This is a genomic window from Arthrobacter sp. MAHUQ-56 (assembly GCF_019710585.1).
Lineage (GTDB): Bacteria > Actinomycetota > Actinomycetes > Actinomycetales > Micrococcaceae > Arthrobacter.
Map to the genome: position 1 here is coordinate 788,494 of NZ_JAIFZQ010000020.1, position 24,311 is coordinate 812,804.

Annotated in this window: 13 protein-coding genes and 2 tRNA genes; 10 read left to right on the forward strand and 5 right to left on the reverse strand. The window is 67.8% G+C overall.

Features of this window, described 5'->3' with window-relative positions; all coding sequences use genetic code 11:
• Nucleotides 1-8: 8 nt before the first annotated feature.
• Nucleotides 9-3,272, forward strand: coding sequence for an ATP-dependent DNA helicase (locus K4G53_RS16090; protein ID WP_260323751.1), 3,264 nt, complete (start codon nt 9-11; stop codon nt 3,270-3,272).
• Nucleotides 3,269-6,760, forward strand: coding sequence for an ATP-dependent DNA helicase (locus K4G53_RS16095; protein ID WP_221386640.1), 3,492 nt, complete (start codon nt 3,269-3,271; stop codon nt 6,758-6,760). Before K4G53_RS16090 ends, K4G53_RS16095 begins: the two co-directional genes overlap by 4 nt.
• A gap of 66 nt (nt 6,761-6,826) precedes the next feature.
• Here the strand turns inward: K4G53_RS16095 and K4G53_RS16100 are convergent, their stop codons facing one another.
• A complete protein-coding gene (locus tag K4G53_RS16100; RefSeq protein ID WP_221386641.1) occupies nt 6,827-8,119 on the reverse strand; it encodes a macrolide 2'-phosphotransferase in 1,293 nt (430 codons plus the stop codon).
• A gap of 142 nt (nt 8,120-8,261) precedes the next feature.
• On the opposite strand from K4G53_RS16100, the gene nudC reads away from it, so the two are divergent.
• From nudC to K4G53_RS16115, 3 genes are read left to right on the forward strand one after another with little or no spacing between them, the layout of a single operon-like run.
• On the forward strand, nt 8,262-9,284 hold the full coding sequence (gene nudC / locus K4G53_RS16105) for an NAD(+) diphosphatase (RefSeq protein WP_221386642.1): 1,023 nt from the start codon (nt 8,262-8,264) through the stop codon (nt 9,282-9,284).
• Between the two features lie 54 nt (nt 9,285-9,338).
• Complete coding sequence (locus K4G53_RS16110; RefSeq protein WP_221386643.1) at nt 9,339-11,474, forward strand: ATP-dependent DNA helicase UvrD2; 2,136 nt, start codon at nt 9,339-9,341, stop codon at nt 11,472-11,474.
• Entirely contained in the window at nt 11,471-12,142 is a 672-nt protein-coding gene (locus K4G53_RS16115; protein ID WP_221386644.1) for a M48 family metallopeptidase, read from the forward strand. The genes K4G53_RS16110 and K4G53_RS16115 overlap by 4 nt, the downstream gene beginning before the upstream one ends.
• A 38-nt stretch (nt 12,143-12,180) precedes the next feature.
• Here K4G53_RS16115 and K4G53_RS16120 read toward each other — a convergent pair whose 3' ends face one another.
• Nucleotides 12,181-13,605: a zinc-dependent metalloprotease gene (locus K4G53_RS16120; RefSeq protein WP_221386645.1), complete on the reverse strand. Its 1,425-nt coding sequence runs from the start codon at nt 13,603-13,605 to the stop codon at nt 12,181-12,183.
• A 136-nt stretch (nt 13,606-13,741) separates the two neighbouring features.
• Here K4G53_RS16120 and K4G53_RS16125 point away from each other — a divergent pair, with 136 nt between their 5' ends.
• From K4G53_RS16125 to K4G53_RS16145, 5 genes are all read left to right on the forward strand, one after another.
• Nucleotides 13,742-14,947: a S16 family serine protease gene (locus K4G53_RS16125; RefSeq protein ID WP_308287901.1), complete on the forward strand. Its 1,206-nt coding sequence runs from the start codon at nt 13,742-13,744 to the stop codon at nt 14,945-14,947.
• 146 nt (nt 14,948-15,093) lie between these two features.
• Nucleotides 15,094-18,084: a UPF0182 family protein gene (locus tag K4G53_RS16130; protein WP_221386646.1), complete on the forward strand. Its 2,991-nt coding sequence runs from the start codon at nt 15,094-15,096 to the stop codon at nt 18,082-18,084.
• A 132-nt stretch (nt 18,085-18,216) separates the two neighbouring features.
• Nucleotides 18,217-18,290: transfer RNA gene (locus K4G53_RS16135), tRNA-Met, on the forward strand.
• A gap of 158 nt (nt 18,291-18,448) precedes the next feature.
• Nucleotides 18,449-18,522: transfer RNA gene (locus tag K4G53_RS16140), tRNA-Met, on the forward strand.
• 139 nt (nt 18,523-18,661) lie between these two features.
• Nucleotides 18,662-19,594, forward strand: coding sequence for a cytochrome b/b6 domain-containing protein (locus K4G53_RS16145; RefSeq protein ID WP_221386647.1), 933 nt, complete (start codon nt 18,662-18,664; stop codon nt 19,592-19,594).
• Nucleotides 19,595-19,603: 9 nt separating this feature from the next.
• Here K4G53_RS16145 and K4G53_RS16150 read toward each other — a convergent pair whose 3' ends face one another.
• The 3 genes from K4G53_RS16150 to K4G53_RS16160 form a co-directional block, all read right to left on the reverse strand.
• Nucleotides 19,604-21,034, reverse strand: coding sequence for a deoxyribodipyrimidine photo-lyase (locus K4G53_RS16150; RefSeq protein ID WP_221386648.1), 1,431 nt, complete (start codon nt 21,032-21,034; stop codon nt 19,604-19,606).
• Nucleotides 21,035-21,153: 119 nt separating this feature from the next.
• On the reverse strand, nt 21,154-21,942 hold the full coding sequence (locus K4G53_RS16155; protein WP_221386649.1) for a PspA/IM30 family protein: 789 nt from the start codon (nt 21,940-21,942) through the stop codon (nt 21,154-21,156).
• A gap of 109 nt (nt 21,943-22,051) precedes the next feature.
• A complete protein-coding gene (locus tag K4G53_RS16160) occupies nt 22,052-24,109 on the reverse strand; it encodes a TPM domain-containing protein (protein WP_221386650.1) in 2,058 nt (685 codons plus the stop codon).
• Nucleotides 24,110-24,311: the final 202 nt, after the last annotated feature.

Consider the following 24,311-nt stretch of genomic DNA (forward strand, 5'->3'; position numbering starts at 1 on the left):
CCCGGGACCTGGACCAGGCCTTCGGCCCGGCTGCGCCGGATGGTGCCAGGACAACGGCAGCGGCCCTCAGGCTGCTTCCTCCGCGGCGGGTTTATGCCGCGGGCGCCAGCCTGTCGCCGGACCAGCAGGCCGCCGTTGACGTCCCCCAGGGCGCCGGGCCTGTCCTGGTTCCCGGAGCGCCGGGGACCGGGAAAACCACGGTGCTGATTGAGGCGGCCGTCCAGCGTGTCTTTCGCGACGGCGTCGACCCTGAGCGCATGCTGATCCTCGCTCCCACGAGGCTGGCGGCGGATTTCCTGCGGGACCGTTTCACCGCCCGCCTGGACAGGAGCCTGAGTACCACCCCGGCCCGGACGTGGGCCTCCTATGCCTTTGACGTCATCAGGCGGGCCAAAGCCGAAGGCGTTATTCCGTTGTCCAAACCGCCCCGTCTCCTGTCCGGGCCGGAGCAGGACCTCATCATCAAGGAACTCCTCGAGGGCCACCGGTTGCCGGGACTTGAGCTGCCCTGGCCCGCGGACCTTGACGGGGCGTTGGAGACCCGCGGCTTCCGCCAGGAAGTACGGCAGCTGTTCGACCGCATCATCGAGTCCGGCCGGACGGCCGCGGACCTTGAGCAGCTGGGGAACGAGTGCGGCAGACCGGACTGGAAGGCTGCAGCCGCGCTCTACGCTGAGTACCGGGACGTCCTTGACCTTCGGATGCCGGAGGCGTTCGACCCCGCCGGCATCATCACGGCCGCCCGGCAGATTTTCCAGGACGCTCCGGATTTCCTTGCTGCCGAACGTGCCCGGCTGCAGCTGGTCCTGGTGGATGACGTCCAGGAGGCGAACCCCGCCATCGTCGAACTGCTTGCGGATATCGCTGCCGGCAAGGACTGTTTCGTGACCTCCTCCCCGGACACCGTCGTCCAGGGATTCCGGGGGGCGCGGCCTGACCTGGTGGCTGAGCTGCCCCGGCTGTTGTCAACCGAGGCGCCCGCCGTCGAACGTCCCCTTCGGTACGCCCACGGGCTGGCGCCCGCCGTGGCGGAGTCCTGGCTCAACGTTGCCGGACGCATCTCGCAGCGCGCGGGCGGGCAATTGGCCCGGCAAATGGAACAGCCCGGAACCGCCCGGGCCGCCGGCGCCGTCGAAGCCCACCTGGTTCCCACACCGGTCCACGAACTGCGCTATGTCGCCCAGCGCATCCTGGACCAGCACATCAACCAGGGGCGGGACCTTGCGGACATCGCGGTGATCGTGCGCAACGGGGGGCAGGTCAGCGAGCTGCAGCGGTATCTGTCCGGCCAGGGAATCCCTGTGCGGGTGCCGGTGGCAGAATCCGCGGTCCGGGACGAGGTGGCAGTGCGTCCGCTCCTGGATGCCTTCGCCATTGCACTGGACCCGGCACTGCTTACCCCGGAGGCTGCGGTATCCCTCCTCACGTCCAGGATTGGCGGAGCAACCTCCATCGAGCTGCGCAGGCTCCGGCAGTCACTTCGGCGTGAGGAGCTGCTCGGCGGCGGCGGCCGCAGCAGCGACGCACTGCTTGTCGACGCCCTGCTGGAACCTGGCGCGCTGGGAGCCCTGGGGATCGAAGGCCGCGCCGCACGCCGGACGGCACGGATGATCCACGCCGGACGGGAGGCGGCCGCCCTGCCCGGCGCGAACGCGGAGTCGGTGCTCTGGGCGATGTGGAATTCAACCGGCCTCTCCCCGGCCTGGACAGAAACAGCGCTCGCCGGAGGGCCACACGGCTCGCGCGCGGACCGGGACCTGGACGCGATGATGGCGCTGTTCCACACCGCGGAACGCTATGTGGACCAGATGCCCGGTGCCGGGCCCGAACAGTTCCTGGAGTACCTCCTGAGCCAGGAGCTCCCCATGGACACCCTCGCCGCCCGTGCACAGTTGGACGACGCCGTGGAACTGATGACCCCGGCCAGTGCGGCAGGCCGGCAATGGCCCATGGTTATCATCGCGGGCCTGCAGGAAGGCGTGTGGCCCAATACACGGCTCCGTGGCGAACTGCTCGGCAGCACGCTGTATGCGGACGCCGTTGAGCACGGGCCGGAGTATGCCCTGCAGCGCGACCCGCTCAGCCGCCTGCGTGACATCCGCTACGACGAACTCCGCAGTTTCTCCACGGCAGTGTCCAGGGCCGGTGAACTGCTCATCTGCACCGCCGTCTCGTCCGAGGACGACCAGCCGTCATCCTTCCTCGACTTCGTTGCACCCCTGGAGGCGGGGGAGGAGGCCCGGGGTTTCACGCGGGTGGATCGGCCCATGACCCTGCGTGCCCTTGTCGCGGAGCTGCGGCAGTACGCGCAGCTGGACGGGGCCGGGGAGCGGGAGGCCGAAGAAGCTGCCAGGGTACTGGCGCATCTTGCTGCGGCCGAACCGGCAGCCGCAGGCGCCCACCCGGACAGCTGGTGGGGGCTGGCACCGCTGACGTCGCTCGAACCGGTGGTTCCTCCCGGAGGCACTGTCTTCGTCTCTCCCTCCAAGGTCGAGACGGTGCAGAAGTCGCCGCTGGACTGGTTCGTTCAGGCAGCCGGCGGCGAGGCGGCCACAGATTTCGCCCGAAGCCTGGGCACGCTGGTGCATGCCATCGCCCAGGATATGCCCGAGGCCTCCGGTTCGGAGTACGTCGCCGAACTGGTCCGCCGCTGGCCGGCCCTCGGAATGAAGGACAACTGGGAGGGAAAGCTGGACTTCCAGCGTGCAGAAGCGATGGTGCGGAAGCTGGCGCAGTATGTGCTGGTGATGAGGAGCGAAGGCCGCAGCCTTCTGGGAGTGGAACAGGACTTCGAGGTATCCCTTGGCGGGGTGGACGTTGGTGATGCATCGCCGCGCCCGGCCACTCTCCGAGGCCAGGTGGACCGGCTGGAGATTGACGGCGAAGGCAGGCTGGTCATCGTGGACCTCAAGACGGGGAAACGGCAGCCAGGCAAGGCTGAGCTCTCCCGGCACCCCCAGCTTGGCGCGTACCAGGCAGCCGTCCTTGCGGGCGGCTTCGCTGCCGTGCCCGGCGGCCGGCCCGGCCTGTCCGGCGGGGCGGTGCTGGCGCAACTGGGGACCGGGGCGAAAAGTCCGGCCATCCAACAGCAGGAACCCATCGACCCGCAGGAGAACTGGGCCTTGGACATGGTGATGGACGCTGCGGCCGTCATGGGCGGCAATGAATTCACGGCGCGGCATGATCCAGCCAAGGGTAGCCACGGCGGCCATGGCTGCCGCCTCCCCGAGGTGTGCCCCCTGTGCGTGCGCGGAAGGCAGGTAACCGAATGAGCGAGGCCGTGGAAGCATTGGGAAGCGCGGCGGCGTCCACGCCGCCGCGCTTCAGCCCCGAAGAACTCTCTGCGCTGCTCGGCGAGAAAAACCAGCCCACCGCCGAGCAGTCGGCCATCATCGCCTCTCCGCTGGCCCCGCGCCTGGTCATCGCCGGGGCCGGTTCCGGCAAGACAGCCACCATGGCTGACCGGGTGGTGTGGCTCGTCGCCAACGGCTGGGTACGTCCCGAAGAAGTCCTCGGTGTCACCTTCACCCGGAAGGCGGCCGGTGAACTGGCCAGCCGGATCCGGGCAAAGCTTCTGGCCCTGCAGCGGCTGGCCGCGAAGGACACCGGGCATCAGGTCTTCCCTGAGGGCCTGCTCAGCAGCGACGCGCTGGAACCCAAGGTGTCCACCTACCATTCGTTCGCCAGCGGCGTCGTCTCCGACTACGGGCTGCGGCTGGGGGTCGAACGGGACGTCGTCCTGCTCGGAGGCGCCCAGGCGTGGCAACTCGCCAGCGAGGTGGTTGAGGCCTATGACGGCGAATACTCGCACTTCAGGGCAGCAAAGTCCACGCTGGTCAAGGCCGTAATCCAGCTCGCGGGCGAGTGCGCGGAGCACCTCCAGGAACCGGAGGATGTCGAGGCGTGGCTGATGGCACGGCTCGCCGAGTATGAGGCGCTGCCGTATCTGGCCGAAAAGAAGAAAAATCCACCGCAGGCGGCCGCAGACCTCGCCGGCATGCTCCGGACCAGGGCCAGCGTCGCCGACATGGTTGGCCGCTACGCAGCGGCCAAACGCGCCCGTGGTGCGCTCGATTTCGGCGACCTGGTGGCCCTCGCGGCACGGGTGGCCCAGGACGTCCCGCTGGCTGCCACCCTGGAACGGCAGCGGTACAAAGTGGTTCTGCTCGACGAATTCCAGGACACGTCCTACGCGCAGCTGGTTTTGTTCTCCCGGCTCTTCGGCGGGGGCCATGCCGTGACGGCCGTGGGTGACCCGAACCAGTCCATTTACGGCTTCCGTGGCGCTTCGGCCGGGCAGCTGTTCCACTTCGTGCGCGAATTCCCCGTTCGCACCGGCCAGCCGGGCGAAGCTGAGGGCTGGGCACCTGCGCCCACGTCCTACCTCACGACCGCCTGGCGGAATGGCCGGTCCATCCTTGCCGCGGCCAATGTCATGTCCCAGTCGCTCGGCAAGGCGGCGGCGCAGCAGGCACCCGCGGGAGGGAGGGGCGCTGCCGCGGACGTGCCGCCACTGCAGCCAAGCCCGAATGCCGTGGACGGGACGGTGGTGCTGGGACGCTTTGCCAGTGATGTTGACGAGGCCGCCGCGCTCGCGGACGACGCCGTGAAGTACCGCATGACCGATTTCGAGCGCACGCCGGACGGTTCTGTGGTCCCCCCGGCCCTCGCCGTGCTGTGCCGCCGGCGTGCGCAGATGGAGGCAGTCCGGCGGCAGTTCGAAGCCCGTGGCATCCCCTACGAGATCGTTGGCCTGGGCGGGCTCCTGGACACCCCGGAGGTCGTGGACCTCGTAGCCACGCTCCGGGTCCTTGCCGATCCCGGCCGCTCCGACGCGTTGATGCGGCTGCTGGCAGGGGCGCGGTGGCGTATTGGGACCGCCGACCTCATGGCGCTGCGTGACTGGTCCGGCCAGCTGGCCCGGCGCCGGGGGATGGCGGTCCCGGGGAATGACCAGGCGGATGACTCCGGTGCCGGCGACGAGGGCGACGAAGCAGGGGAGACCATCCTTGAAGGTGACCTGACCGACGCCGCGAGCCTTGTCGAAGCTGTGGACTTCCTGCCGCGGGACGGATGGGTGTCTTCCAACGGCAGAACCCTCAGCTCCGAGGCCAGGAGCCGGCTGGCGCGCCTGTCGGTGGAACTGAGGCAACTGCGTGGCTACCTGGGCGATGACCTCACCACCCTTCTGGGGGAAGTAGAGAGGGCGATGCTGCTGGACATCGAGGTTGCCGCCCGCCCCGGAATCAGCATCCACCAGGCCCGGCGGAACCTCGATGCCTTCCAGGACGCCGCCGCCGGATTTCTGCGCACGTCCCAGCGGGTGGATGTCCTTGCCTTCCTGTCCTGGCTGGAAGCTGCCTCTGCCGAGGAAAACGCGCTGGAAGCTCCGGCCACCGACGTAAACCGGGAAGCAGTACAGCTTCTGACGGTCCATGCTTCGAAAGGACTGGAATGGGACGCCGTCTTCGTTCCCGGGCTGAACGCAGGTGCCTTTCCCAGCGACAGGGACTCCCGCTGGAGCAGCGGCGCCGCGGCGTTGCCCTGGCCCTTGCGAGGAGACCGCGCCGACCTGCCCCAGTGGGACCTTGACCAGCCGGACCAAAAGGGCTGGCTGGATGCCGAGAAGGACTACAAGGCGGCCGTGCAGGCCCACAGTGAATCGGAGGAGCGGCGCCTGGCCTATGTGGCCTACACCAGGGCAAAGCATGTCCTCTGGGTGTCCAGCGCAGCCTGGGTGGGCTCGCGGGCGGGGAAGGCGGACATGTCCCCTTTCCTTGCCGAGCTGGAAGGCCTTGTCCACGGTGACGGCGGTGCGCCCGCTGCCAACGCCGTGGTCCACCCGCTGTCCCAGGAGGAAGCTGCGCTGCCCGGGTCAAGTCCGCTGACGCTTGAAACCGAAGTGGCCGGATGGCCCTATGATCCGCTGGAGGGGCCCGTCGATCCGCGCACGGGGGAGCGCCTTCGCCTTGCCCCCGGCCGCAGGCAGGCCATGGAAAGGGCCGCGGAGCGCGTGCTCCGGGCGATGGAATCCGGAGGGACGGAGCTGCAGCCGGCTGATGGCCCGCGGCCCCCGCTGACTGGTGCAGCCGCTGGATGGGCGCGGGAAGCAGCCCTGCTGCTGGACCGCCGGGCCCGACGGTCCGGCGGCCAGGACGTCCACCTCCCCAGCCATATCTCGGCGTCCACCCTGGTGGATCTGGGGGAGGACCCGGCAGCGGTGCTCGGACGCCTGCGCCGTCCCGTTCCGCGCGAACCCGGGATGTCGGCGCGCAAGGGAACGGCATTCCACGCCTGGGTGGAGGAGTACTACGGGACGGCGGGGATGCTTGACCTCGGCGAAGCTCCCGGATCGGACGACCACATTGATGCCGCTTACGACCTTGACGCCATGGTGGCCACCTTCCGCGCCTCTCCGTGGGCGGACAGGTCGCCCGCTTTCGTGGAGGTGCCGGTGGAAACCCGGGTAGGGGAGGTAGTGGTTCGCGGGCGGATCGATGCCGTCTTCCGCGACGCTGACGGCCGCTGGGACCTGGTGGACTGGAAGACAGGCCGCAGGCCCTCCGCGGCCCAGCTGAAGACCCGGTCAATCCAGCTTGCCGCGTACCGGCTGGCCTGGGCGCGCCTCAAGGGGGTTCCGCTTGAAGAGGTGCGGGCTGCGTTCTTCTATGTGGCCGACAACGCTGTGGTGCGGCCCCACGATCTGGGAACGGCCGCCGAGTTGGAGGCCATCGTAGCGGGAGCGCTGGCCGGGGCCTGAGCTGCGGGCCGGCTTTCCGCGAAAAGGCCGTCGCCTTCGCCGAGGAAAGCCGGCAGCAGGGCCGGGTCAGCCCTGCTTGACGTTGATGATGGAGATCGCCGCAGTTGAAGTGTCGTCGGGCCCCTTGGCCTCCGGTTCGTTGGCGTCCAGTTCAGGGACTCCGGCTGCCCCCGCGGCGCCGTTCGCGGAGGCGGCCTGCTGAGGTTCAGCGGGGATGGGCGCAACGTGCACGGCGGGCTGGACGGGCACGGGAACGACAGTGACCGCAGGCTGGACGGGCACGGGAGCCACGGTGACAGCGGGCGTCACAGCGCTGCTGCCGCTTGCAGTCGGTCCGCCGTGGGCAGCGCCGGTGCCGCCTGCGGGAGTCGCGGCCGCAGCGGTGGGCACCGACCCGCCCTGGTTCCCGGCCGACGGGAGGGGCTCAACGCTGATGGGTTGGCCGCCGAATTCGGCGATGTCGCTGGCCAGGCTCTCCAGCATGCCCTCGGCTTCGGAGACCATCGCCTGGTCGCCGGCGGCCAGGCCCTTGACCAGGTACTGTGCCAGGGCGAACTCGGCGGACAGGGCTGCCCGGCGCAGCAGGTGCTGGTCCGGGACGTCGCGCCGGCTGGCGGTGTAGGCCTTGAGGACGGCGTCCACGAAGTCCTGCTCGTTGGAAGCCACCAGCCAGGCAAAGTCATCGGCGGGGTCGCCGATGCGCAGGTCTGTCCATCCGGTCACCGCCGTCACCCGCCCGGCTTCCACCAGCAGGTTGTCCTCGTGCAGGTCCCCGTGGACCACGCTCGGGTTGAACCGCCACAGCGACACATCCTCCAAGGCGTGCTCCCAGCGGCGCAGCAGTGCCGCGGGAATCTTCCCCGTGGTGGCAGCCTGGTCCAGTTCGTTCAGCCTCCGCTGGCGGAACTCGTTGGGCGTGTAACTGGGCAGGTCCGCGTTGCTGACCAGGGACCGGGGGAGGTCGTGGATGGCAGCGAGGGCGGAGCCGATTTCCCGTGCCAGGCTTTCCGGCCCGGATGTCAGTTCCTCGACGCTGCGTGTGGTCCCGGACAGATGCGAGTAGACAAAGGTGCTCAGGGTGCCCAGCCGCACGCTGCCGGCCACGGTGGGCATCAGGAACGGCAGCTCGGCCCGCACCGCCGGGGCGAAGGCACGCAGGACCAGGAATTCGGTTTCGAGCCGGGCGCTTGCCTCAGCGTGGCGCGGCGACCTGACCCGCCACCGTTTGCCCTCGGAGTCCAGCAGCAGTGCCGCATCGAAGTCCGCGGGATCATCCGGAGCAGAGCTAACGGCCGTCGGCGTCAGTCCGGGGACTGCCGCGGTTGCAATGGCCGCCAGTTCAATCGGTTTTCTTCTCACCGTTCCACGGTAGATTGCGTGCCGCCCCGGAAGGCGGTCCGCAGGCGGCGAGTCCTCAGATAGCTGGATTTCCTCCGCGCCGGGCTCCGGGGACCCGCCAAAGGAAATGCGGAATGTCGGCACCAGTAAGTACGGTGGTCTCATGAGCCATGCGGAGTCTGTCGTTCCCGTCCACCAAACCATTCCGGCGGGGCCGCCGGCGAACCACCTGGTGGAGACCCTGCTCCCGGTGCGGCCTGCGTTGGTGGACCGGGGATCGGTGGCCCGCAGCAGGCCAGGCATGGTGGATGAGCTGCTGGCCACGCAGGATGTCCTGGCCGCTGTCCTGTCCGGCAGGCAGGGCCTGGTACAGGACGGCAGGATGGTCCTGACCGGAGCCAAGGAACTGCTGGCGGAGCTTGAAAAGGCCGGGACCGCCCCGGAGCTGGTGGTCTACCTGGGATCGGCGCTGCCGGCCTCGGACCTTCCGACGAACACGGAACTGCTGCTCTTCGTCCTGCCGGAGCCGCTCGAGCCCGGAACAGCTGGTATCCCGCACGGGGCCTCCTGGGCCGGATTCCGGGAAGTTGCCGCGGGCCTGACTGCCACGTCCACCGCGTTGTTCGTGGAAGCGAGCGCCATCGCCAACTGGCACGCCGGCCATACCCACTGTCCGCGCTGCGGGACGCCAACACGCGTGGAAGCCGGTGGCTGGGTGCGGCGCTGCCCGGCAGACAACTCCGAGCACTTTCCGCGCACGGACCCGGCCATCATCGTCACGGTGGTGGGGCCGGATGGCCGGCTGCTGCTGGGCGGAGGCGGGCCTGTGGACGCCCGCAACTATTCCACGCTGGCGGGGTTTGTCGAGCCCGGTGAATCCCTTGAAGAGGCCGTCGTCCGGGAGATCCAGGAGGAGGTCGGGGTCCGGGTCACAGCCTGCCAGTACCTGGGCTCCCAGTCATGGCCGTTCCCGGCCTCCCTTATGCTTGGATTTACCGCCGTCACCGAAGACGCCCAGGCAACGCCCGACGGCGTGGAGGTCACCAGGGCCCGCTGGTTCAGCCGCGAGGAACTGCAGGAAGCAGTCCTCAGCGGGGAAATCACCATTTCAAGCAGGCTCTCTATTGCCCGCTCCCTGATTGAGCACTGGTACGGCGGGCGGATCCGGGACCTGGCCGGCGCCTAGCAATTTCATCCACCAGACTCCAGCACGCGGTAGTCGAGACACAGAGCAGCAGAAGTGACTACAGAGAATTTTGACGGAGCAGCCTCCCTTGAGGACCGGATCCTCGGCGGGCTGGACGCGGAACAGCGTGAGGTGGCCAGCACCCTCAACGGGCCGCTTTGCGTACTGGCGGGCGCGGGGACCGGCAAGACCCGGGCCATCACCCACCGCATCGCGTACGGGGTCCACTCCGGCGTCTACAGCCCGCAGCGGCTGCTCGCCGTGACGTTCACGGCCCGCGCCGCAGCGGAGATGCGCAGCCGGCTGCGGGACCTCGGCGTGGGAAACGTGCAGGCCCGGACCTTCCACGCCGCCGCTTTGCGCCAGCTGCAGTTCTTCTGGCCGCAGGCGGTGGGCGGCACACTGCCCAACCTCCTGGACCACAAGGCCCAGATGCTTGCCGAGGCTGCCCGCCGCCTGCGGCTCAGCACCGACCGCGCCTCCATCCGTGACCTCGCATCCGAAATCGAATGGGCCAAGGTGTCCATGCTGACCCCCGCCAATTACCTGGAGAACGCCCAGGGCAGGGGAGCGCCGGGCGGATTCGACCTGACCGCCGTCGCCCGCGTCTTCCAGTCCTACGAGGACGTCAAGACCGACCGCAACGTGATCGACTTCGAGGACGTCCTGTTGATCACCGTGGGCATCCTGCAGGAGGACGAGAAAGTCGCGGCCACCGTCCGGGAACAGTACAGGCACTTTGTGGTGGATGAGTACCAGGACGTCTCCCCGCTGCAGCAGCGGCTCCTGGAGCTCTGGTTGGGCGGCCGCGACGAACTGTGCGTGGTGGGGGACGCCAGCCAGACCATCTACTCCTTCACAGGCGCCTCGCCCCGGCACCTGCTCGACTTCAAGGCACGCTACCCGCAGGCCAGCGTGGTCAAGCTCATCAGGGACTACCGTTCCACGCCGCAGGTGGTGAAGCTCGCCAACGAGCTCCTCGCCGGGCGGCGCAGCGGCGGTCCGGCCGCCGACGCCGCCTGGGCCACGCCCCTGCAGCTCGTGGCACAGCGTCCCGCCGGCCCGGCCCCCCAGTTCACGGAATGCTCCGATGATGAGGCGGAGGCCGCCATGGTGGCGCAGAAGATCAAGGCACTGCTCGACGCCGGCACACCAGCCAGCGAGGTAGCCGTCCTTTTCCGCACCAACGGCCAGTCCGAGGCCTACGAGCAGGCGCTGGCGGCGGCCGGCATCGGCTACCAGCTGCGCGGCGGGGAACGCTTCTTCGCCCGCAAGGAGGTCCGCGACGCCATCCTCCAGCTGCGGGCCGCCACCCGTGCCGTGGCCGAAACCGATGCTCCCGAGCCATTGGGCCAGCTGGTCCGGGACATTGTTTCGTCCCTGGGCTACACGGACTCAGCACCCCACAGCGGCGGAGCCCTGCGGGAGCGCTGGGAGTCCCTGGCGGCACTCGTGGCCCTTGCCGATGAACTCGTGCAGAACCGGGGACCGCAGTTCGGCCTTGCCGACTTCGTCAACGAACTCCAGGAACGCTCGCTCGCGCAGCACGCACCCACCGTCCAAGGGGTCACGCTCGCTTCCCTCCACGCGGCCAAGGGCCTGGAATGGGATGCCGTCTTCCTCGTGGGGCTCAGCGAAGGACTGATGCCCATCTCCTTCGCCGATGCCCCTGAGTCCGTGGACGAGGAACGCCGCCTCCTGTACGTCGGCATCACGCGCGCCCGCGAGCACCTCTTCCTGTCCTGGAGCACCGCGCGGACACCTGGCGGCCGGGCGAACCGAAAGCCCTCCCGGTTCCTGGACGGGCTGCGGCCCGATTCGGTTGCAAGTTCCAGCGCCCGCGGCAAGGGGCCTGCACCCCGCCGCAAGGCAGCCGCGCCCGCCATGTGCAGGGTCTGCGGCAGCATGCTGGCCACTGGGGCGGAACGCAAGGTGGGCCGCTGCAACGCTTGTCCGCCCAGCTATGAGGAACAAACGTTCGACGCCCTGCGGAACTGGCGCCGAGAGGTGGCGCTGTCCGCGGAAGTGCCCGCGTTCGTAGTCTTTACGGATGCCACCCTGACGGCCATCGCCGAAGCACGGCCGGCATCGCTGGAGGAACTCGCGGGCCTGGCCGGAGTCGGCCCGTCAAAGCTGGAAAGGTACGGCGAAGACGTTCTCCGGGTCCTCGCCGAGAGCCTGGCCCTGTGAGCGGCGCAGCCCAGCGGGGCCGGCAGCAACTTGCCGGGCTGACGACGTCCGGCGGGGCGCCGGTGGAAGTGCGCCGGTCGGCACGGCGGACCCGGACGGTAGCCGCCTTCTGGGAGGACGGGACGGCGGTGGTTGCCATTCCGGCCCGCTTTACCGCGGCGCAGGAGAAGGAATGGGTCCACCGGATGCTGGCGAAGCTCCAGCGGCAGGGGGAGCGGCGGGCGGCAGCCGGCCGGCGGCGCCCGGCCAGCGATGAAGCCTTGGCGGCCCACGCAGCGGAGCTTTCCGCCAAGTATTTCGGCGGACGCGCGGTGCCGAGGTCGGTCCGCTGGGTCAGCAACCAGAACTCCCGGTGGGGTTCGGCCACCCCCGCCGAGGGCACCATCCGCCTGTCGGACAAACTACGCAGCATGCCACAGTGGGTGGTCGACTACGTCCTGCTGCACGAACTCGCCCACCTCCTGGTGGCTGGCCACAACGCGGCGTTCTGGAAGCTGCTCGAGGCGTACCCCGAAACCCAGCGGGCCAAAGCCTTCCTGGAGGGCGTCGCCTTCGCCACGTCCCGCGGCCTCGGCACAGACCGGACTGCCCCTGCCGGCACAGCCGGGCAGGGGCAGGGGCAGGGCAACGGACCGGACGAAGGCCCCTGGCCGGCCGACGCCGACTAGGACGCCAAACCGGCCGGGAAGCTGGCCCCCAGGGAGCCTTAGCCCTTGGGCTGGTCCGGCCCGCCGTCGTCGTCCTTGTTCCCGTCGGTGCCGCCGGCGTCATCGGTGCCGGGCGCATCGTCGAAGCCGCCGCTGAGCAGCTTCTGCAGGGCGTCGTCCACCTCGCTGTCGCTGGCCTCGGCGAGCTTCCGGCGGGCACTGAAGCCCTTGGGATCGTCCAGGTCCTCGGCGGTGGGCAGGAGGTCGGGGTGGTGCCAGATGGCGTCCCGTCCTTCGATGCCCCGCTCTTCCTTCAGCGCGGCCCACAGGGTGGCGGCGTCGCGGAGCCTGCGCGGGCGCAGTTCCAGGCCCACCAGGGAAGCGAAGGCGTGCTCGGCAGGTCCGCCCGTCGCCCGGCGGCGGCGCACCGTTTCCCGCAGCGCGCCCGCGGAGGGCAGCACCTTTTCGGTGGCGGCAGCGGTGAGCTCATCCACCCAGCCCTCCACGAGGGCGAGCGCAGTCTCGAGCTTCTCAAGGGCCTGCTCCTGCGCCGGGGTCCGCTGCGGCATGAAGACGCCCTGGGACAGGGCCTCCTGGATGCCTTCGGGATTGCTGGGATCCAGATCGCGGGCGAGCTCCTCGATGCGGGAGGTGTCAATGTGGATGCCGCGGGCGTATGCCTCGATGGCGCCGAGGAGGTGGCCGCGCAGCCACGGAACCTGCACGAAGAGGCGGGCGTGGGCGGCCTCCCGGACCGCAAGGAACAGGCGGATGTCGTTTTCGGGCAGGGACAGTCCTTCGCCAAAGGCGGCAACGTTCGTAGGCAGCAGGGCCATTTCGAGGTCGGCGAGCGGGACGCCGATGTCGGTGGAGCTGACGACGTCGGCGGACAGGGCCCCAATGGCCTGGCCAAGCTGCATGCCGAAGATGGCGCCGCCCATGTTCTGCAGCATCGAGGAGGCGCCGCCCATCATGGACTTCATTTCCTCGGGCATCTGCTCAGTCATGGCGGAGGACAGCGCATTGGCGATGCTGTTTGCCACTGGCTCGGTCAGCCGCTTCCACGTACCCAGGGTGGCTTCCACCCATTCTGCACGCGACCAGGCGCGGCCGATCAGCCCGGTGGCGGGCAGGTCCGTGACGGGGTCGAGCCAGAGCTCCGCGAGGCGCAGCGCCTCGTCGACGTCCCGCGACTGCTGCGCTGTCACCGAGGGGTCGGAGCTGCTGGCGGCCACGCGCCGGGCATTGTCATGCGCAAGGGTCCAGTTGACGGGTCCCTCCGTCGGTGCGCTCATCATGGCCTGCACCTGGGAAAACATCTGCGCCAGCAGGTTGGGATCGTTCGGCAGGCCCGCGGCCTTGGCGAGCTCGGCGGGGTCGAAGTTCTCCATCCCCTTGCCCCCCATGAGGTTCTGCAGCATCTCGGTCAACGGATCCTTGGGGTTGTCGTCGCCGTTGGACGGATTAAGTGGATTGGAGGTCATGATCCCGCCGATCGTCGGTGTGACTGTTAATCAACCTTCACGGTACCCCGGTGGGGGTCGGCTGTCTGCCGCCCGCCGCCGTCGTTCGCTCTAGGCAAAGCACGCCGGCACGCTGCCACCGCGTACTGTTGATGGGGTGACTACAACCCGTGGCGGCCACCCCTCCGAGGACCAGGTTCCCGACGTTTCTTTCCCCGCAGGCACGCCGCCCGTCCGCGCGGAGGGCCTCCTGGGCGGACAGGGCTGGGGAGCCGCGGGAGCGGTCGACGGCGGTGCCCTGGGCAGGCGCGTTTCCACCATGATGGTTGCCGGGCTGGCGTCCCTGGGGCTGGGTATTGCGGTGGGCACGCTGCCCGTGCCCTACGTCATTGAGTCGCCAGGCCCCACCTACAACACCCTCGGCGAGAGCCAGGGGCGTCCGGTCATCCACGTCACCGGCCACGAAACCTACCCGGCGTCCGGCAGCCTGGACCTGACCACGGTGTATGTCGACGGCGGTCCCACGGGTCAGGTCAGCATCCTCGGCGCTTTCTCAGCCTGGCTGGACAGCTCCAAGTCGGTGTACCCGGTGGAACTGATCTACCCGACAGGCACCACCAAGGAGGAAGCCCAGGAGCAGAGCGCGGTGGCCATGACCACCTCGCAGGAGAACGCCGTGGCCTCCGCGCTGCATGAACTGAAGATTCCCTTCGGCCAGCAGCTCCAGGCCGCCGGCCTCTCCCAGGATTCGCCCTCCGCCGGCAGGATTGAAAAGGGGGACATCCTCAAGTCCATCAACGGCAAGGACATCACCTCGCTTGCCGTCATCCAGGATGAGCTGGCCGCGGGCAAGGGCGCTCCGGCCTCGGTCACGGTGGACCGCGGCGGACAGCCGGTCACGGTGGAGGTCACCCCGAAGGACAATGGCCAGGGCCGGTTCATCCTCGGCGTCATGCTCAAGTACCTGTTCAGTTTCCCCTTCGACGTACAGATCTCCCTGGACAAGGTGGGCGGACCCAGTGCGGGGCTGATGTTTTCGCTGGGCATTATCGACACCGTCACGCCGGGAGACCTGACCGGCGGCAAGCACATTGCGGGCACCGGCACCATCTCGCCGGACGGTGCCGTGGGACCCATCGGGGGCATCGGGCAAAAGATGCGGGGAGCGCGGTCTGCAGGCGCCACCCTTTTCCTCGCGCCGGCGTCGAACTGCGACGAGGTGGCGGGCCACATCCCCGACGGCCTCCAGGTAGTACGGGTGGAAAACCTGGCCGAGGCACGGCATGCCGTGGAGGTCGCCGGCAGCGGGCAGGACACCGCCGGGCTGCCCGCCTGCGCGGGCAACCAGTCCGGGCACAACTAGACTGGGCCCAATTAGACTCGACAGGAACTAAGCTTTACCGCCACTCGTGGCAAAGATGACGGACGTGACCAGCGGTTTCACCGGTACCGGACGTCGCCCGCACGCACGCTTCGAATATTCTGACGACCAGCTATGAGGTACCCAGTTTGTCCCGTCCCGCCAGCACCACGTCCACAGGCAGACCCCCTTCCCGGCGCGGCGCGCTGACCCCCACCCTTATCGTTGTTGCCCTGGTGGTTGTGGGCTTCATCTTCTTCGCCAATGTCTGGACCGACGTCCTCTGGTACCGGCAGTTGGGCTTCATCGAGGTGTTCCTCACCGAAAACCTGGCGAAGATCGCCACCTTCGCGGCGGGCTTCGCGATCATGTTCGCGGCCGTGTTCTTCGCGATCCGCATCGCCTACAACTCCCGGCCCGTCTACGCGCCGGACTCGGAGATCCGGGACAACCTCAACCGCTACCAGGCGCAGCTTGAGCCGGTCCGCCGTGTGGTCATGGTCGGCCTTCCCATCCTCTTTGGCCTGTTCGCCGGCAGCGCGGCCGCGAGCCAGTGGCAGAAGGTGCTGCTCTTCTTCAACCAGGTGGGCTTCAACCAGACGGACCCGCAGTTCAACCTGGACATCAGCTTCTACCTGATGACGCTGCCGTTCCTGGGCTTTGTGACCGGTTTCCTGATCAGCGTGGTGGTCATCGCGGGCATCGCCGGCATCCTGACCCACTACCTGTACGGCAGCATCCGCCTGATGGAGCGCGGCGTGTTCACCAGCCGCGCCGCCCAGATCCATATCGCCGTTACCGGCGCTGCGTTCCTGGTGCTCCTGGGCGTGAACTTCTGGCTGGACCGCTACTCGTCGGTGCAAAGCAACGGCGGCCGATGGGCAGGTGCCCTCTACACGGACGTCAACGCCGTCATTCCCACCAAGGCCATCCTCGCCGTGGCCGCTGTGCTCGTCGCGGTCCTGTTCATCGTTGCTGCGGTGATCGGCCGCTGGCGCCTGCCGGTCATCGGCACGGCCATGCTGATCATCACGTCCATTCTGGCCGGCGGCGTCTACCCCTGGGTGATCCAGCAGTTCCAGGTCCGTCCGTCGGAAGAAACGCTGGAGAAGGAGTTCATCCAGCGCAACATCGACAACACCCGCAGGGCCTACGGCCTGGACGGCATCCAGGAAACCCGTTACGAAGCCACGAATACCGCCAATACTGGCGCCCTCGCTCCCGATGCGCAGACGACGGCCAACATCCGGCTCCTCGACCCGAACCTGATCTCCGACGCGTTCGCGCAGCTGGAACAGTACCGCCCGTACTACCAGTTCCCTGAGGCCCTGAACGTTGACCGCTACGAAGTGGACGGGAAGATCCAGGACACCGTGATCGCGGTGCGTGAACTGAACCCGGCCAACGTTGCCAGCAACCAGCAGGGCTGGCTCAACCAGCACGTGGTGTACACGCACGGTTACGGGGTCGTGGCCGCCAAGGGCAACAAGTTCACAGTGGACGGCAAGCCTGACTTCCTCCAGTCCGGCATCCCCTCCACGGGTGTGCTGGGCAACGACTCCACGTACGAGCCCAGGATCTATTTCGGCGAATCCTCCCCGGAATACTCCATCGTCGGCGCCCCGGAAGGCGCAACGCCGCGCGAACAGGACCGGCCGACGGGCCGTGAAGGCGGCGAAACCCAGTACACGTTCCAGGGCAACGGCGGGCCGAACGTCGGTTCCTTCTTCAATAAAGTCCTCTACGCCATCAAGTTCCAGTCTTCGGACCTGCTGCTTTCGGACGGCGTGAACCCCGAGTCGCAGATCCTGTACGACCGCAGCCCCCGCGAACGCGTCCAGAAGGTTGCGCCCTACCTCACGGTCGACGGGAATGCCTACCCGGCCGTGGTGGACGGACGGGTGAAATGGATCGTGGACGGCTACACCACCAGCCAGTACTACCCGTACTCGCAGCAGAAGCAGTTGTCGGAGGCCACCGCCGACACCCAGACCACGACGGGCAGGGCCGTGGCGCTGCCCAACAGCACCGTGAACTACATCCGCAACTCGGTCAAGGCCACGGTGGATGCCTACGACGGGTCCGTCACCCTCTACGCCTGGGATGACACGGATCCCGTGCTGAAGGCGTGGCAAAAGGTCTTCCCGGCCTCCGTGAAGCCGTACACGGACATGTCCGGCGCCGTGATGAGCCACGTCCGGTACCCGGAGGACCTGTTCAAGGTCCAGCGCGAACTGCTGGGCCAGTACCACGTGACCGATCCGCGCAGCTTCTACAAGAACAATGACGCGTGGAGCGTGCCCGCCGACCCCACGGTGAATTCCAACACGGACGTCAAGCAGCCGCCGTTCTACATGTCGCTGCAGATGCCGGACCAGGAGAAGCCTGCGTTCCAGCTGACGTCCTCCTTCATCCCGCAGATTGTGAACGGAAACGCCCGCAACGTCCTCTACGGCTTCCTCGCCGCCGACTCCGACGCGGGGAACCAGGCCGGGGTGAAGGCCGAGGGCTACGGCAAGCTGCGGCTGCTGCAGATCCCGCCGGAAACCCAGGTGCCCGGCCCCGGGCAGGCGCAAAACAAGTTCAACTCCGATCCCACTGTTTCCCAGGCCCTTAACCTGTTGCGGCAGGGTGCCTCGGACGTGCTGAACGGCAACCTGCTCACCCTGCCCGTGGGCGGTGGCATCCTCTACGTCCAGCCCGTGTACCTGAAGTCGACCGGTGAGACCTCTTACCCCACCCTCCAGCGCGTGCTGGTGGCTTTCGGTGACAAGGTGGGCTTCGCGCCGACGCTCGATGCCGCGCTGAAGCAGCTCTTCGGCGGTGACTCGGGTGCCGCGGCCGGCGACTCGGCCAACAACGGCCAGACCCCGGCAGGCCCCGCCGCGCCCGCAACGCCCGCTGCAGCGGACGCCAAGGCGCAGCTGAAGGCGGCCCTCGATGAGGCCAACTCCGCCATCCAGGCCGGCCAGTCGGCGCTGGCGGCCGGTGACTTCGCAGCGTACGGCGAAGCACAGAAGAGGATCGCCGCAGCCCTGCAGAAAGCCATGGACGCTGAGGCCAAGATCCCGGTGACCGCTCCTGAGGCCACCCTTGCACCGTCGGCATCTCCATCGCCGTCGCCGTCCGCAGGCAAGTAGCACCGTCAGGCAGTTCGACGGCGGCAGCCCGGTATCCGCGCCCAGGGGGAGCGGATGCCGGGCTGGCGTAACGGACGTCACGCCGCCAGGATTTGGCCCCAGGTTCACCTGCCGGTAAAGTAGTTCTTGCGACGCGGGGTGGAGCAGTTCGGTAGCTCGCTGGGCTCATAACCCAGAGGTCACAGGTTCAAATCCTGTCCCCGCAACTGGAGAAAGGCCCGGACACTGGAAACAGTGTCCGGGCCTTTTGCTTTGCCATTTTGCTCCCCTGGGGGATCCCCGGGGACGCTGCTGATCCCAACCGGAGGCCCGGGGCGGCAGTGGACGCACCGGCCGCAAAAGTAGGGTAGTGTTGTTCGAGCGACGCGGGGTGGAGCAGTTCGGTAGCTCGCTGGGCTCATAACCCAGAGGTCACAGGTTCAAATCCTGTCCCCGCAACTTATGAAGGCCCCGCCCGGCGATTACGCCGGGCGGGGCCTTCTTTTTCCTTGGATGCCTGCAGTTCCTAGTATTCTCTTTCGCAGGGCCTCACAATCTGTGGGCGGCCCGCAGTCATTCCTGAGAGGTACGTTGTTCCATGGCCACATCCACGAAGAAGCCCGGCACCGCGACGGGGAAGCGGAACCGGCTTTACTGGGCGGTTCCCGCCGTCCTCGTGGGGCTCGTCCTGGTGGTGCTGATCGCCAGGCTGCTCGTGGGGCTTCCCGCCGTCGCCTCCTTCCTCGCCACCTACCCGGGCCAGTCCGAACTGCCGGACAATGCTCCGGTCGGGTTCCCGGCGTGGCTGGCCTGGCAGCATTTCCTCAATGCGTTCTTCCTGCTCCTGATCATCCGCACCGGCTGGCAGGTGCGCACCACCACCAAACCGAGCGGCCACTGGACCCGGAACAACAAGGGCCTCATCCGCACGAAGAACGCGCCCACCAAGATCACCTTGGAGCTGTGGTTCCACCTCACCCTGGACGCCCTCTGGGTACTGAACGGGCTGGTTTTCGCGGTCCTGCTGTTCGCCACCGGGCAATGGACCCGCATCGTTCCGACCAGCTGGGACATCTTTCCCAATGCGCTGTCGGCCGCGCTCCAGTACGCGTCGCTGGACTGGCCCACTGAAGACGGCTGGATCAACTACAACGCGCTGCAGCTCCTGACGTACTTCGCCACCGTCTTCATTGCCGCGCCGCTGGCGTTCATCACGGGCCTCAGGATGTCCTCAGCATGGCCGAAGAAGGCCCAGGGCCTGAACAAGGCGTACCCCATCGAATGGGCCCGCGCCGTACACTTCCCGGTGATGGTCTACTTTGTGGCCTTCATCGTGGTCCACGTCTTCCTCGTCCTGGCCACGGGTGCGCTGCGCAACCTGAACCACATGTACGGCGTCCGCGACGACGACACCTGGTTCGGCTTCTGGGTGTTCCTGGCGTCCGTCGTGGTGATGGCAGCCGCCTGGTTCCTCGCCCGGCCGATCTTCCTGCGGCCCATTGCCTCGCTCATGGGCAAGGTCAGCCGCTGACCCGCCCCGTCAGTCGTCCTTGAGCTTCTGGTAGGCCGCCAGGGCCCGTTCCCGTGATTCCGGCAGCTCCACCAACGGTTTCGGGTAGCCATCCGTTTCCGCCGTCCAGGGTTCGTGTATGGTCCTGCCTTCGACACCAGCGAGTTCGGGGATGAACTGGCGCAGGTAGCGGCCATCGGGGTCGAACTTCTTGCTCTGCGTCACCGGGTTGAAGATGCGGTAGTACGGCGAGGCATCTGCACCCGACCCCGCGACCCACTGCCAGTTGGCCGGGTTGTTGGCGGCGTCGGCGTCCACCAGGGTGTCCCAGAACCATTCCTCGCCGACGCGCCAGTCCGTCAGCAGGTTCTTGACCAGGAAGGACGCGGCCGCCATGCGCACCCGGTTGTGCATCCACCCGGTCTGCCAGAGTTGCCGCATGCCGGCGTCCACCAGGGGGTAGCCGGTCTTCCCTTGTTGCCAGGACTCCAGCTCCTGTTGGTTCGGGGAGGCCCACTGGAACTTGTCGAACGCCGGCCGGAAGTTCCGGGTGGCAAGGTCCGGGTTGTGGTACAGCAGGTGCCAGTTGAACTCCCGCCAGCCCAGCTCCGAACGGAAGATTCCGACGTCGGAGGGGACCTTGCGGGGGTGGCGTCGCCGGATCTCGCGCCATACGCGGAAGGGGCTGACCTCGCCGAAGCGCAAATGGGGTGAGAGCCGGCTGGTTCCTTCGACACCCGGGATGTTCCGGCCGGTGCCGTATTCCTCGATGGGGCCGTCCAGGAAGTCCGTGAGCCGGTGCGCCGCACCTTGTTCACCTGGTTCCCACGTGTCCGCCAAGCCGCCGCTCCAGTCGGGCGAGGTCGGCAGCAGCTTCCAGCCGCCGAGTGGGTTGCTGGCCGGGAGGCCCCGTCCGGAGGCGGCAGGTTCCGGCAGCACCTCCGGGGCGTCCACGGGATCGCGGACGTCATGCGACGCGAGGCAGGCCCGCCAAAAGGGGGAGTAGACCTTGTAGTACCCGCCGGCGCCGGTGCGGACCGTCCAGGGTTCGAACAGGAGGTTTGCCTGGAAGCTGGAGGCTTCGATCCCGTTCTCTCCGGCCCAGTCCTTGAGGCCGGCATCGATGGTCCGCTCCGGAAGGCCGTACCTGCGGTTCCAGAAAAGGTTTCCGGCGTTGGTCTGGACGGCAAGTTCCCGGATGACATCGCCCGCGGGGCCCCGGCGAAGCACCAGGCGCGAGCCCCTGGCCTCCAACCCGGCGGCAAGAGCGTCCAGGGAATGGTGCAGCCACCAGCGGGCAGCGGCGCCCAGCGGCCGCACCCCTTCGGACTCCTCGTCCAGGATGTAGACCACGGTGGTGGGATTGCCCAGCCGGGCCGCCTCTGCCAGCGCCGGGTTGTCGTCCAGCCGCAGATCATCGCGCAGCCAGACCAGGGATGTTCCATCGGGAGAAGCAGCCATGCCACCACGGTACACAGTGGGACGGTACACAGCGGGACGGTACCGAGCAGGGACATGGCTAAGGGCCGGGACGTTGGTCCCGGCCCTTAGCCATGTGTCAAGGAAGCGACTCCCGCGGATCAGAGCTTGTCGAAGTCGGCCTCGTCCACGGTGGAGCCGGCCGCTGCCGGGCTGCCCGCACCGAGAGCCGGCTTGGCGCCGCCGGACTTCAGGGCGGCCAGGCGGGCTTCGATCTCCGTCTGCTCACCCAGGTCCTCCAGCTGGTTGAACTGTGCGTCGAGGCTGGACGCGGCAAGTTCCTGCTGTCCGCGGACCTTTGCCTCTTCGCGGCGGATCTTCTCCTCGAAGCGGCCCACCTCGCTGGTGGGGTCCATGATGTCGATGCTCTTGATGGCGTCGTGGACCTGGGACTGCGCAGCGGCCGTCTTGGACCGGGCCACCAGTTCGTTGCGCTTGCTGGTCAGCTGGTTGAGCTTGTTCTTCATCTGCTCAAGGCCGGTCTTCAGCTTGTCCACCACTTCGCGCTGGGAAGCGATGCTCGGTTCCGCGCCCTTGGCTTCGTTCTCGGCAGCGATCTGCCGCTGCAGGGCCACCTTGGCAAGGTTGTCGAACTTCTCGGCGTCGGCAACATCGCCGGCGGACCGGAACTCATCGGCCTTGCGGGACGCTGCCAGGGCCTTGTTTCCCCAGTCCCGGGCGTTCTTGACGTCTTCGTTGTAGTCGTCTTCGAGCATCCGAAGATTGCCGATGGTCTGCGCGACGGCGGACTCTGCCTCAGCGATGTTGTTGGTGTAGTCGCGGACCATCTGGTCCAGCATCTTCTGCGGATCCTCGGCGTTGTCCAGCAAGGTGTTGATGTTCGCCTTCGCCAGCTGCGCGATCCGGCCGAAAATGGACTGCTTAACCATGGTGTTTGCCTTTCGTCCTGCTCTGTGTTGACCACTGGGAACCTGTGCAACAGTGGTGTACTGCGTCTGTATGTGCGCCGGGATCTTCCGGCGCGCATTGGATGATCTTCTAGAAACTGCCGGAGTCGCCGCCGCCAAAGTCGCCGCCGCCGAAACCGCCGCCACCGCCGTCGCCGCCCCAGCCGCCGCCACCTCCGCCGTCACCCCAGCCGCCTCCGCCGCCCCAGCCGCCGTGGCCGCCGTTGAGGATGGAATTGATCAGGATGCCGCCGAGTATGGCGCCGCCCAGGCCGCCACCGCCACCGCCGCCGAACATGCCGCCCCGGCCGTAGCCCTGGTTGGCATAGCCGTCGAAGTGTTCCACGTCGGCCTGGGCCAGCTGCGCCGCCTGGGCAGCCAGTGCGTGGGCCTGCTGTGCGTAGGTCAGGGCCGTGACGGGGTCGGTGCGTGCAATCGAAAGGGCGTAATCGAGGTTCCGTTGCGATTCAGCCAGCCGCGTCCTGGCCTCGGTGCCCACCCCGCCGCGCCGGGCGGTGATGTAGTCCGAGGTGGCGCTGATCTGGGCCTGGGCGGACATGATGGTCTGCTGCAGGGAAGCCTGCGCACGCCGGGCCTGCTCCTGCTGGTCACGGATGCCGGTGAGCGCCTGGTCCAGCGTCTGGTGGGCGCCTTCCACCCGCTGGAGGGTGGCTATGGGGTCGATCTTCCCGCCCTGGATTTCGGTTTTGACCTGCCCAAGTGCCGCCTCCACGGCTGCCACCGGCCCCGCCAGTTCGGGGTGGGCGCCGGACTGGATCATGGCCTTTGCCTGGGCCAGGTCCTGCGAGGTGTCCACCACGGCTCCCTCGAGGCTGTTGCGGGCCTCGTCGAGGTTGCCGGCAACCTTCGAGATGGCGTCCAGCAGGACGTTCGTCTGGTGCAGGCTCTCTTCGGCAGCACGGACAGCTACCGCGGCCATGCTTCCTTCGCCCTCGCCGAGCTTCTGCTGCGCCGTGGCGGAAGCGTTTTGCACGAAGGCCAGGCGTTCCTTGGCCTGGACGATGTTGTCCGCCACCTGCGCGAGGGCACTGTCGGCGTACTTGGACCGCATCGCCGCCAGGGACTGTTCCGCGCTGGCAATCTTCCCATCCGCCTGCTGGGCCCCGGCGTTGACCGCGGCCAGTGCCTGCGGGGCGTTCTTCTCCAGCTCGCGCAGGGAGTCGAAGTCTGCCTTCTGCTCCTGAAGTGAGGCAAGGGCGGCTTCGGAGCGCCGGATGATCTCGCCCAGCCAGGTGCGCTGCTGCTCCTCGGTGTCCGGGATGTGGTCGTCAAGCTGCTGCTGCAGCTTGAAGGATTCGCTCATGTGCGCTTTCGCGTCCTCGAGCGCCTTGGTGAAATTGCCGACGGAGGAGTCGCCGTACTGTGCCTGGGCGAAGCCGAGTTCCTGCTCGCTCGACTTGATGGCATCATCCGCCTCGATCAGCAGCGAACCGCTCTTGCGCCGCAGCTCCTCGACGCTGAGTGAGGCCAGCGGGTCCAGCTCGGCACCCTGGGGGCCGTAGCTGCCGCTGGAGGCCTGGCCGGCGGCAGCTTTCTTTCGCCGGTTGCGGTAGTAGAGGTAGGCGCCGCCGCCGGCGACGACCACGCCGGCGCCTACGAGCACCGCCGCGCCGGCTCCGTCTCCGGAGGACACGGTGCCACTGCCGCCACCGGCGGCGTCACCAACGGCGGAGGCCGTGTCAATGGCGGCCTGGGCGAAGTCGCGCTTGCCGGCACCGAGGTTGGCGGCGATGGCATTCTGCGTAATGTTGGTGCGCTTGGAGTAGATGCTGCTGGCGCTGCTGGGAGAGAAGTAGTACTTACCCTGGTCAGTGGCGATGGCAAGGATGACGTCGGCGTTGCCCATGCCCTTTGCCTTGGCCACGGCTTGGCCCCACTGGGCAGGGTCGCTTGGGTTCTCAAAGGACTTCACGGTGACCACATAAAGGTTGTACTTGTGGTCCTTCAGGAGCTTCTGGATGGCGTCCTGGACCTCGCCCTTGCGGCTGCCAAGGACGCCGGCGTCGTCAACAATGTTGGTGCCGGAGGGGATGGTCACCGGGTCTTCGGCCCATGCCGCGCCGGCGGGTACCGCCAGCAATCCGGCAAGGCCGATCACGGCGAGGATACGTTTGAACTTTGACCGCATGTGCAACCCTTCAGCACGCCTGACACCGATTCGGGACGAATCAGTCGTCGAATCCAGCAGCGCCCCCACGCTTGGTGTGAAGCCGCAGGTCGCTGTGGCAATTCATCTTGATTCTATGGTGCACCCCACACCCAGTCCATGCGGGCAAATATGCCGCCAGCGAAACGCGGACCGGCACCGCGCCAGGCGCGGCAGGTACGTT

Bases quoted from the DNA above. Each gene is read 5' to 3' on its own strand.
- K4G53_RS16145 (WP_221386647.1), top strand. From the start codon at position 18,662: ATGGCCACATCCACGAAGAAGCCCGGCACCGCGACGGGGAAGCGGAAC.
- K4G53_RS16160 (WP_221386650.1), bottom strand. From the start codon at position 24,109: ATGCGGTCAAAGTTCAAACGTATCCTCGCCGTGATCGGCCTTGCCGGA.
- K4G53_RS16120 (WP_221386645.1), bottom strand. From the start codon at position 13,605: ATGACCTCCAATCCACTTAATCCGTCCAACGGCGACGACAACCCCAAG.
- K4G53_RS16150 (WP_221386648.1), bottom strand. From the start codon at position 21,034: ATGGCTGCTTCTCCCGATGGAACATCCCTGGTCTGGCTGCGCGATGAT.
- K4G53_RS16095 (WP_221386640.1), top strand. From the start codon at position 3,269: ATGAGCGAGGCCGTGGAAGCATTGGGAAGCGCGGCGGCGTCCACGCCG.
- nudC (WP_221386642.1), top strand. From the start codon at position 8,262: ATGAGCCATGCGGAGTCTGTCGTTCCCGTCCACCAAACCATTCCGGCG.
- K4G53_RS16155 (WP_221386649.1), bottom strand. From the start codon at position 21,942: ATGGTTAAGCAGTCCATTTTCGGCCGGATCGCGCAGCTGGCGAAGGCG.